This window comes from Mucilaginibacter sp. (genome assembly GCF_041663085.1).
GTDB lineage: Bacteria > Bacteroidota > Bacteroidia > Sphingobacteriales > Sphingobacteriaceae > Mucilaginibacter.
The window spans coordinates 1-10,456 of the sequence record NZ_JBAZRC010000166.1 but is presented as its reverse complement, the minus strand read 5'-3'; the positions used below and the strand labels follow the sequence as shown (position 1 = coordinate 10,456).

Here is a 10,456-nt window from a genome sequence, read left to right as displayed (position 1 = left end):
TGAGCGGAAAACGGGATTCGAACCCGCGGCCTTCAGTTTGGGAAACTGATGCTCTACCAACTGAGCTATTTCCGCTTGTATTAAGCATTCAAACATAAGAAAAGTAAATCAATCGCTAATTCACTAATTCAAAAAATAAATTATGCCTGTTATACTGCCCGTAAAAGATAAAACACCCAAATGGGGAACCGATTGTTTTATTGCTGAAAATGCTAGCATTGTTGGTGATGTAGTAATGGGCAACAATTGCTCGGTTTGGTTTAATGCCGTTATCCGCGGGGATGTACATTACATCAGGATAGGGGATAATAGCAATATCCAGGATGGTGCCATCATTCATGCTACCTACTTAAAAGCACCAACCAATATAGGCAATAATGTATCTATAGGCCATAACGCTATTGTACATGGCTGCACGCTGCGCGATCATGTTTTGATAGGTATGGGCGCTATTGTAATGGATGATGCTGTAGTGGAAGAATATGTGATAATAGGGGCAGGATCTGTAGTGCTTGAGCGAACCATCTGCGAATCTGGCTACCTGTATGCCGGTACTCCGGCAAAAAAAATAAAGCCTCTTACTGATGAGCAAAAGGCTTTACTGAATAAATTACCGCAAAATTACATTATGTATTCAGGGTGGTTTAAGGAGTAACAGGTTCTTTCGGTATATCTATAGGTTCTTCTGCTTCCCAGTTTGGCCTTAGCGTTATTTCTTTTTCATACAGCCATATATTCTCCGGCTGTGCACGGCGTTTTACATTACCACTATCCCAGCGGCCATTTTTATTGGTGTCATACACAACCCGTACCTTATATTTCTGTGTTAAAAAGTTGCGATACACCACCGATGTACTGCCCGTAACTACATCGGTTCGTACTACATTTTTCTGTTCGTCTAAAAGTTCAATCACATACTGCTTATTAGCCTCGGGCACACTTACTTTTAAGGTTAACATACTGTAGTTCTCTGGCTTGTCTGCTTCAAAGGCAATTCCGGCGCGTTTGTTTTTATCGTTATAAATATCAGTAATGGCTGCTTCATTTAATAAAAGCTGGTATTTGCTTCCCGGCCGCCATCTATACTTTATGAGCAGGTCGCGTGTGCTTGCGGTATCCTTACGAATAGTATAATTAGTTACGTTAACAGAGTCTTCGCTCAATACAATCAATCCTTGCTCGAAAGATTCAATAGGTAAATTTGTTGTTATGCGAAAGTCAGTATTGGGCTTTAACTTATTATCCCTGTTTATTCCGTATTTAAATGTAAGGGTCCTGGTAAAGCTTTCTTTTTTGCCTTTTAACTGGTAAACAGTATCTATAGGTTTATTATTATCATATATAGCAACCCGCAGCGAGTCGAAATCCATATTACGCATATAAACAAGTGCAGTATCTTTTGTCTTGCTTATTTCGGCTATCTTCTGATTGTCCAAAGCCGGAGGATAAACTATTTTAATAGATGGGTTATCCAGCCTTTTATTAAATATCATCGAGAACACACCGTTAGGCGTAAACTTTTTTTCACTGAGTCTGAACTTTTCCGGCACCTGCTGAAATAGCGCCAGCTTAATATCAGATGTATCTTTGCTAAGGTTTATTGTTCGGTTAGAGAAAGCTATCAATTCCCTGTCGTTATCAAATATCTTATTTGGGCTTGGTTCTTTTAAAGCATAAATACGGTATTGGCCATCGTGTAAATTGTTTAAAGAGAAGTTACCTGATGAATCTGTTGTTGTGTAAATGCTCGGCTTCTTTTTGCCGAATAAAAGCGAGTCTTGTTTTAACGGGAAGATCATCACTGTTACATCTTTTTCTTTTTCCTGGGTGATGCTGTTTGTTACCGTACCCGACATGCTTAACGAATCGATATGCGGGCCGGTAGAAAAAACGTAAGTAAAATTTGTGAGTACGTTGCTTTCGTTAACATCCTGTATGGCCTTACCAAAGTTGATAACGTACGTTGTGTTTTTTTGTAGGGTATCCTTAAAGTCGATGTTTAGTACTTTTCGGTTTACATTGTACTCCGGCAATTTTTCCATGGCCGGGCTAATGCTTATTTCCTGGTACTGATTACTCAACTTAAAAAACTCATCAAACTCCAGGCTTATTTTTTTGGCCGAAAAATTACGGGTCATATTTTCAGGCGTGGCCTTTAATAATTTTGGCGGAGTAAGGTCGCGCGGACCTCCCATTGGTTTTTGGATGCTGGCGCAGCCAAAAACGATTAGGGCCACCATTAAAAAGAATAAATTTTTACCGAAAAAGGCCGATTTTGGTTTTAACATTGTTTTTATGCCCTGTAAACGATTTTTATATTTTTATGAATTGTGATATTAAAAATCTGAGAAAATGCTTTATAAACGATATTTTATAATTAATTGATTTACAGTTATTTATAGCTTATCTTGATACGTGTACCATTAAAACCGACACATCAGACGGCGACACGCCCGAAATGCGCGATGCCTGGCCTAAAGTACGTGGTTTTATCCGCATCAATTTTTCTCTCGCTTCTTTAGATAATGAAACCAGTTGACGGTAATCAAACTCAGGGTTAATTTCCCGGTCTTCCATTTTTTTCATGCGGTCAACTATTTCCAGTTCTTTTATAAAGTAACTCTCATATTTGATTTTTATTTCAGCCTGTTCAATTGTTTCTTTATCATATGCAGATAACTTATCTGACAGAGAACCATCTACCCGTTTTAACTCATTAAAACCTATTTGAGGCCGGCTTAATAAATTAAACAGTTTCGCACTTTGGTTAATAGGAGAGGTGCCTGCTTCTTCCAGCATACTATTTACTTCAGATGGATTGATGCTTTTGCTTCTGGTAAAGGCAACTATCTCGTCAGAGTTTTTGATCTTCCTGTTTACCTTATCCAGGCGCTCATCGCTTATCAATCCTAAGTCATGGCCAATAGGGCTTAGCCTGATATCCGCATTATCCTGGCGTAGTAATAAACGATGCTCAGCTCTTGAAGTGAACATACGGTAAGGCTCTTCCGTACCTTTTGTTACCAGGTCATCTATCAAAACACCAATGTATGATTCTGATCTTTTCAGGATCAGTTCATGCTTATCGTTTATTTTTTGATGTGCATTAATGCCTGCAATGAAGCCTTGTGATGCTGCTTCTTCGTAACCGGTGGTGCCATTTATCTGGCCCGCAAAGAAAAGGTTGCTGATCTGTTTGGTTTCTAATGTCAGGCTTAACTGGGTAGGCGGGAAGAAATCATACTCAATAGCATACCCCGGGCGGAACATTTTTGCAGTTTCGAAACCCGGTATTTGGGTTAGCGCTTTGTATTGTACATCCTCTGGTAATGAGGTGGAGAATCCATTTACATATATCTCAACAGTGTTCCAACCTTCGGGTTCTACAAATATCTGGTGCCTGTCGCGTTCGGCAAAACGGTTTATTTTATCCTCTATAGAAGGGCAGTACCTTGGGCCTAAACCTTTGATCCTGCCGGTGAACATTGGTGATCTTTCGAACCCTTCTTTCAGGGTTTCGTGCACTTTGGTGTTGGTATAAGTTATCCAGCAGCAGCGTTGGTCGGCAGCTAATTCAACATCGGTGTATGAAAATCTACCGCGTTCCTCATCGCCCCATTGCTCTTCCATTACCGAGTAATTCAGGCTCCGGCCATCCACTCGGGGTGGGGTACCAGTCTTCATCCTGCCCGACTCAAAGCCCAGGGTTACCAGTTGCTCTGTTAAGCCGGTAGCCGCTTTTTCGCCGGTACGGCCTCCGCCAAATTTCTTTTCACCTATATGGATAACACCATTTAAAAAGGTGCCATTTGTGAGCACTACAGCGTCGGCTTCTATCTCTACACCTATAGATGTTTTTACACCTACTACGGTATTTCCTTTTACCAAAAGGGATGTAACCATATCCTGCCAGAAGTCTACATTAGGTGTTTTCTCAAGCGCTATACGCCACTCTTCAGCGAATCTTGCACGGTCGCTTTGCGCGCGCGGGCTCCACATAGCAGGGCCTTTGCTTAGGTTAAGCATCCTAAATTGCAGGGAGGTTTTATCGGTAATAATACCCGAGTAGCCACCCATCGCATCAATCTCCCGCACTATCTGCCCCTTAGCTACACCGCCCATTGCAGGGTTGCAACTCATCTGTGCAATGGTCCCCATGTTCATCGTAATGAGTAAAACAGATGAACCTAAATTAGCGGCGGCAGCTGCAGCTTCACAGCCCGCATGCCCGGCACCCACAACAATTACATTATATTTCTTAAACATATAACCTCCATGTTCCACGTGGAACATTATGTGATTTTTTACTTAGATGTTCCACGTGGAACATTCAAAAAGGAATACAGCGCAAAAGCGCCCCAAACACCTTCTAATACAACAAAAGGATAAAATCCTATCAAATATGACGAAAAACAACATATCGCAGCCCCTAAAAAGTTCATTCCTGTATAAACCCGGCCCTGTGCCGAAACCTTCTTATACATGTTTAGCAGGAATGCTATTAATAGGATGATAACGCCTACAGAAGCAATGATGTCTGATGTTGTCATAATTTACGCCTCTCTTAACTCGCCTAATTCTATCCAGCGTGCCGATTTTGCATCAAGCTGTTTGTTTAAGTAAGCTATTTTATCCGTTAGTTTGGTTAACTCTTTAGGGTCTATATTGATGGTGTTTAAAGCTTCGGTTGTTTCCCTTAGCTTGGCCTCAATGTCTGCTATTTCTTTTTCCAACCCTTCAAACTCTTTCTCTTCTTTAAAACTCAGCTTCGCTTTTTTGGGAGCCTCCGTCTGAACAGGGGCAGGGGCAGCAGCGGCTTTTTTATTCTGTTGCTTGCTTTCTTCCAGCTCAATCCGGTATGATGAATAGTTGCCGTTATAGATCAAAACTTTCCCTTCGCCTTCCATTATGAAAAGCTGGTCGGTAAGTTTATCCAGCAAGTACCTGTCGTGCGATACCATGATCAGAATGCCGGGGAAGTTGGTTAAAAACTCTTCCAACACATTCAGGGTGTCAATATCCAAATCGTTAGTAGGCTCATCCAGTATCAAAAAGTTTGGGTTCTTGATCAGGATGCTCATCAGGTGCAGGCGTTTCTTTTCGCCACCACTAAGTTTTGATACCATGCCGTATTGCTTGGCAGGAGGGAACAAGAATAAAGTAAGCAAAGCGGAAGCCGAGATCAGCTTGCCATCTGCCATTGTTATAAACTCGGCAACGTTCTTTACAATATCAATAACACGTTCGTCCTCTTTAAAGCTTAGCCCGGCCTGGTTAAAATAACCAATTACGGTAGTTTCTCCTTTTACAATTTCACCACTATCCGGCTGTAAGCCGCCGGTGATGAGATTTAATAGGGTAGACTTGCCGCTACCATTCTTTCCGGCTAAACCAATACGGTCGCCTTTCTTAAACGTGTAGCTAAAGTTTTTGATATAGGTATTGCCGTTAAAACCCTTGCTGATGCTATGCATCTCCATGATCTTGTTTCCCTGGCGAGATACCTTAACACTCAGTTCAACATTTTCTTTAGCTCCGCGATCTTTCGTTTTGGATTCCAGATCGTAAAACGCGTCTATGCGCGATTTTGATTTAGTGCCACGAGCCTTGGGCTGCCTGCGCATCCACTCCAGCTCCTTACGCAATAAATTCGAGTTTTTTTGGAACGTCGCCTCATCAGATGCTTCCCGTTCGGCTTTTTTCTCCAGGTAGTAACCATAGTTGCCTACATAAGGTATTATTTTACCGCGGTCTATCTCCAAAATCTCGTTACAAACGTTATCCAGGAAGTATCTGTCGTGCGTAACCATCAAAATGGTTTTGCTTCCTTCGGTCAGTAATTTTTCAAGCCACTCAATAGTATCAATATCAAGGTGATTGGTAGGCTCATCTAAAATATAAATTTCAGGGTCCTCAATTAATAGTTTAGCTAAAGCTAAACGTTTTTTCTGGCCGCCTGATAGCGTGCTAATGTGCTGGTTAAGGTGATGTATGTCAAGTCTTCCTAAAATGGTCTTGATCTTATACTCATATTCCCAGGCATCAATCTCGCTCATCTCCTCCATCACTTTATCCATCTCCTTCATATTCTCCGGGTCGTTCTCTAATAACTCTTCGTAACGGCGGATCAGCTGTTGCTGGATATTATCAGCATGGAAAATATAATCACTGATGGTAACGGCTTCTTTAAAGTAGGGGTCCTGCTCCAGGTAGCCAACATTCAGGTCGCGTGCCTGCGCAACTTTGCCTTCGGTTGGCTTTAACGAACCGGAAAGGATCTTTAACAAGGTTGATTTACCCGCGCCATTAACACCAACAAGCGCAACCCTGCGGCCGCGGTTAATGCCAATAGTCAGGTTTTTAAACAACCAGTTATCATGAAAGGAGTGGCCTAAATTTTCGGCCGAGATATAAGTGCTCACTAAATAGTATGTATTTTATCTGATGTATATATAAAAGTGCCCGTTGCACTTTCTAATGATTTTTTGAACATGGCATGGGCAACTGTGCTGCCCTTAATGCTCCTGTACTTTTTTAAGCCGCCTATCAGCAATGGGTCAATAATCTTGAAAAGGCCGGTCGCTAACTTCTCTGCCCAGTGGTTTCTATCCCGCTCGCCCATCAGCATGGATGGCTGATAAATGTGCAGGGTTTTCAACCCAAGTTTTTTTAACGCATCTTCCAGCTCACCCTTTAATTTCAGGTAAAAGGTTGACGAGTTTTTGTTTGCCCCAATGGATGATACCACATGAAACTGTTCAACGCCATTTTGTTTGGCTAATTGTGCCAACTGCAAAGGATAATCATGGTCAATCTTCCGATATTGCTGCTCATCCGGCGTTTGGCTTTTGGTGGTACCAAGGCAACTAAAAACAGCGTGTCCATTTATAGCTTCTGCATGTTTATCCAGCTCATCAAAATTGATCACCAGCTGCACAAGCTTTTTATGCTGAATGGGCAATTCTTTCCTAACTATCACTAAAACCTCGGAATATTGCGACGTTTCCAGTAAAATTTTAACCAAATTACTGCCAATTAGGCCGCTTGCGCCTGCTATAATTGCTTTATATGCCATTATGGTTGGTTTCAACGCGCAAAAATACGCATAATTAAATTGTGGAATAAATATTGCGTGTTTAAACATGTATTTAATTACACAATAAGTATTTTACCATTAATAAGCATTAAAATGAAGACAGTATTTCACGCCGCAGGCGACAGAGGGTACAACGACATAGGTTGGCTAAAAGCGAACTTTTCATTCAGTTTTGGGCCGTTTCGGGACGAAAAAAGGACGAATTTTGGCGTTCTAAGGGTGTTAAATGACGATTTTATTGCCCGCGATCACGGCTTTGGCAGCCACCCGCATGATAATATGGAAATTACCACTATTGTATTGCAGGGCGCGTTAGAACACCAGGATAGCATGGGCAACAAGGGCATTATCAAAGCCGGCGACGTGCAGGTAATGTCGGCCGGTACCGGTGTTTTCCATTCCGAGTATAACCCTTCAAAAACGGAAGACACTTTATCCCTGCAGATCTGGATCTTCCCAAAAGTAAGGAACATCGAACCCCGGTACGATCAAAAGAACTTTGGCGATAAGTTTATACGGAACCAGTTCACTACACTAATATCGCCGTTAAAAAGCGACGAAACCCTTTGGTTAAACCAGGATACCACCTTTTCGCAAGGTAATTTTGATGCTGGGCAACAGTTAAATTATACCATAAAAACCCCCGGAAATGGTGCTTATGTGTTTGTTTTAGAGGGAGATGTAACCATAGCGGACCAAGGATTAAACAAAAGGGATGCTATCGGCGTTTACGATACAGACAGCTTCACGATAGAAACAAACAGCGAAAGCAAACTATTGATCATAGAAGTACCGATGTTATAAGCTATAGCAAAATAAAATTTCGGTAATAAAAACTTTTTACCAATAGTTTGTTTATAACTGGCAAGTAATAAATAACTTATGGCAGAACAGGCAATTACCGGATACAAAAGATGGCTGGAAAGCATAGGGGAACAAGGTGTGTTCTTCAAAAGCTTTTTCCGCAATATTTTTAGGGGCGGTTTTGAGTGGTCGGAGTTTGTGCGCCAGTGCTACGAGATCGGCTACCGCTCCATGATGCTGGTTGGTATCACCTCGTTTATTATGGGGCTGGTACTCATCCTGCAGCTTAGGCCATCCATGTTGCAAATGGGTGCCGAAAGCATGCTCCCAAAAACCCTTGCAGTATCATTTATACGCGAAATAGGGCCGGTTATCATCGCTATTATCTGCGCCGGCAAGGTAGCATCAGGCATAGGTGCCGAACTGGGCAGCATGAAGGTTACCGAGCAAATTGATGCTATGGAAGTATCGGGTGCAAACCCGCTGCAATACCTGGTAGTTACACGTATTATTGCCACCAGTTTAATGATCCCGCTGCTTACCATTATTGGCGACGCGATAGGCCTTTTTGGAGGCTTTCTGGCGCTAAACTTTACTGATGATATCAGCTTCTCCCTGTATTTTCACAAATGTATCTCCTCGCTTGAGTTTATAGATCTTTTCCCGGCGCTGGTTAAAACCATATTTTTTGGTTTTGCCATTGGCTTTGTAGGGTGCTATAAGGGCTATAACTCAAACAAAGGCACCGAAAGCGTGGGCATTGCGGCCAACTCGGCGGTGGTTACCGCATCCCTGTGGATCTTTGTGATTGATGCCGTAGCAGTACAGATAACCAGCTTATTATTTTACAGGTAAAACATGGAAACAGAAAAAAAACATACCGAAGAAAATAAGAAGCTTGATAAAAACGAGGTAGTGGTGGATATCGATCACATCTCAAAATCATTCGGCACAAAAGAAGTCCTGAAGGACATCAACATGCAGCTAAAACGCGGCGAGAATGTGGTGGTGCTTGGTAAATCGGGCCAGGGCAAATCTGTCACCATCCAATGTATTGTTGGCCTGCTTACCCCGGATAATGGAACAGTTAAGGTTTTTGGCGACGATGTTGCGCAGATGAACGACGAGCAGCTAAAGGAATTGCGTACCAAAGTGGGCTTCCTGTTTCAGAGCGGGGCTTTGTACGATTCTATGACCGTTAGGGATAACCTTGAATTCCCGCTTACGCGTATCCTGAAAATAAACGACCAGGTCGAGCTTGATAAAAGGGTAGAGGAAGCTCTTGAAGGGGTGGGCCTTTCTGACGCGATAGATAAGCTACCGTCGGACTTGTCGGGCGGGATGCGGAAACGTGCCGGGTTGGCCAGAACGATGATTGTACGGCCTGAAATTATGCTGTATGACGAGCCTACCACCGGTCTGGACCCCATCACCTCGCGGGAGATAAGCGAGTTGATCCTGGATATGCAAAAGAAATATAAAACATCAGCTATCATTATAACCCACGATATGGAATGCGCAAAAATTACCGCCGACCGTGTTGTGATCATGAATGAGGGTACATATATAGCCGAGGGCTCGTTTGATGAGCTCAAAAAATCGGACGATAAACTGGTAAGGTCATTTTTTAACGAAACAACATGAAAACCACATCATCACAAAAAATAAAGATCGGGGCATTTACGGTAGTAGGCCTGGTTGTACTGTTCCTGGCGGTATTTTATATCGGGAACCAAAAAAGCCTGTTCAGCTCTACCTTTAGGGTATACGGCACATTTAAAAATGTTAGCGGGCTTACCGTTGGTAATAATGTACGCTTTGCCGGGATCAACGTAGGGGTGGTTGAGGCCATTAACATTGTAACAGACAGTTCTGTAAGGGTTGACCTTACCCTGAACAACTCTGTTAAAAAATTCATCAAAACGGACTCTAAAATGAGCATAGGCAGCGATGGTTTAATGGGCGATAAGCTGATTGTGATAGCCCCCGGCGGCATAAAAAGCCAAACCGAAGTGCAGGAAGGCAACCAACTGGGAGCTGTTAACCCCGTTGATGTGGATAAGATCATTTCAAAGCTTACCAAAGTTGCAGATAATGCCGAAAGCCTAACCAGCGACCTGTCTGAAATTGTAGCGAAAGTGAATAGTGGCAAAGGGAGCATAGGCCGCCTGCTAAACAACGATAAGATAGCCAGAGATCTGGAGGGAACTGTAAAACAAGCTAACACAACGATGAAAGGTGTGCACGCCACTACGGCCACGTTGAACGAGGATTTGAAAGCCGCGCAAAGTAACTTTCTGTTAAAAGGCTTCTTCAACAAGAAAAAGAAAGCCGCCAAAGCCAAGCAGGACTCTATCAAAAAAGCACAGGAAAAGATCCGGGAAGCTAAAGATAAAGCAGCTAAAGATGCAGCGAAGAAGAAAGAGGATAATTAATAAACCGGTCGCATTTACCACGATGTCATTTAGATGGGTGTGTGTAGTGGGTAAAGTGCGGGTAGCGAAAGAGAAATCTTCTACGTCAGGACCGACATTTCGCTCGTAGAAGATTTCTCCT

The 10,456-nt window shown here is 42.6% G+C and carries 10 protein-coding genes and 1 tRNA gene; 5 read left to right on the top strand and 6 right to left on the bottom strand.

Annotated features, from left to right (window positions below; all coding sequences use genetic code 11):
* Positions 1 to 2 precede the first annotated feature (2 nt).
* Positions 3 to 75, bottom strand: a tRNA-Gly gene (locus WC615_RS20615).
* Between the two features lie 67 nt (positions 76 to 142).
* On the opposite strand from WC615_RS20615, the gene WC615_RS20610 reads away from it, so the two are divergent.
* Positions 143 to 655 carry a gamma carbonic anhydrase family protein gene (locus WC615_RS20610; protein ID WP_372979944.1) on the top strand — a complete coding sequence of 171 codons (513 nt, stop codon included), beginning with the start codon at positions 143 to 145 and terminating at the stop codon, positions 653 to 655.
* Here the strand turns inward: WC615_RS20610 and WC615_RS20605 are convergent.
* The 5 genes from WC615_RS20605 to WC615_RS20585 form a co-directional block, all read right to left on the bottom strand.
* On the bottom strand, positions 645 to 2,288 hold the full coding sequence (locus WC615_RS20605; RefSeq protein WP_372979943.1) for an Ig-like domain-containing domain: 1,644 nt from the start codon (positions 2,286 to 2,288) through the stop codon (positions 645 to 647). The two genes, WC615_RS20610 and WC615_RS20605, sit on opposite strands and share 11 nt — an antisense overlap.
* Positions 2,289 to 2,403: 115 nt before the next feature.
* On the bottom strand, positions 2,404 to 4,266 hold the full coding sequence (gene mnmG, locus WC615_RS20600) for a tRNA uridine-5-carboxymethylaminomethyl(34) synthesis enzyme MnmG (protein ID WP_372979945.1): 1,863 nt from the start codon (positions 4,264 to 4,266) through the stop codon (positions 2,404 to 2,406).
* A 38-nt stretch (positions 4,267 to 4,304) separates the two neighbouring features.
* Positions 4,305 to 4,550, bottom strand: coding sequence for a hypothetical protein (locus tag WC615_RS20595; RefSeq protein ID WP_372979942.1), 246 nt, complete (start codon positions 4,548 to 4,550; stop codon positions 4,305 to 4,307).
* Between the two features lie 3 nt (positions 4,551 to 4,553).
* Positions 4,554 to 6,422 carry an ABC-F family ATP-binding cassette domain-containing protein gene (locus WC615_RS20590; RefSeq protein ID WP_372979941.1) on the bottom strand — a complete coding sequence of 623 codons (1,869 nt, stop codon included), beginning with the start codon at positions 6,420 to 6,422 and terminating at the stop codon, positions 4,554 to 4,556.
* A complete protein-coding gene (locus WC615_RS20585) occupies positions 6,422 to 7,075 on the bottom strand; it encodes an oxidoreductase (protein ID WP_372979940.1) in 654 nt (217 codons plus the stop codon). The genes WC615_RS20590 and WC615_RS20585 overlap by 1 nt, the downstream gene beginning before the upstream one ends.
* 114 nt (positions 7,076 to 7,189) lie before the next feature.
* Between WC615_RS20585 and WC615_RS20580 the strand changes: the two genes are divergently transcribed.
* The 4 genes from WC615_RS20580 (at position 7,190) to WC615_RS20565 (ending at position 10,335) form a co-directional block, all read left to right on the top strand.
* Positions 7,190 to 7,900 carry a pirin family protein gene (locus WC615_RS20580; RefSeq protein ID WP_372979939.1) on the top strand — a complete coding sequence of 237 codons (711 nt, stop codon included), beginning with the start codon at positions 7,190 to 7,192 and terminating at the stop codon, positions 7,898 to 7,900.
* A 78-nt stretch (positions 7,901 to 7,978) separates the two neighbouring features.
* Complete coding sequence (locus tag WC615_RS20575) at positions 7,979 to 8,755, top strand: MlaE family ABC transporter permease (RefSeq protein WP_372979938.1); 777 nt, start codon at positions 7,979 to 7,981, stop codon at positions 8,753 to 8,755.
* 3 nt (positions 8,756 to 8,758) lie between these two features.
* On the top strand, positions 8,759 to 9,544 hold the full coding sequence (locus tag WC615_RS20570) for an ABC transporter ATP-binding protein (protein WP_372979937.1): 786 nt from the start codon (positions 8,759 to 8,761) through the stop codon (positions 9,542 to 9,544).
* On the top strand, positions 9,541 to 10,335 hold the full coding sequence (locus tag WC615_RS20565) for an MlaD family protein (RefSeq protein ID WP_372979936.1): 795 nt from the start codon (positions 9,541 to 9,543) through the stop codon (positions 10,333 to 10,335). Before WC615_RS20570 ends, WC615_RS20565 begins: the two co-directional genes overlap by 4 nt.
* Positions 10,336 to 10,456: the final 121 nt, after the last annotated feature.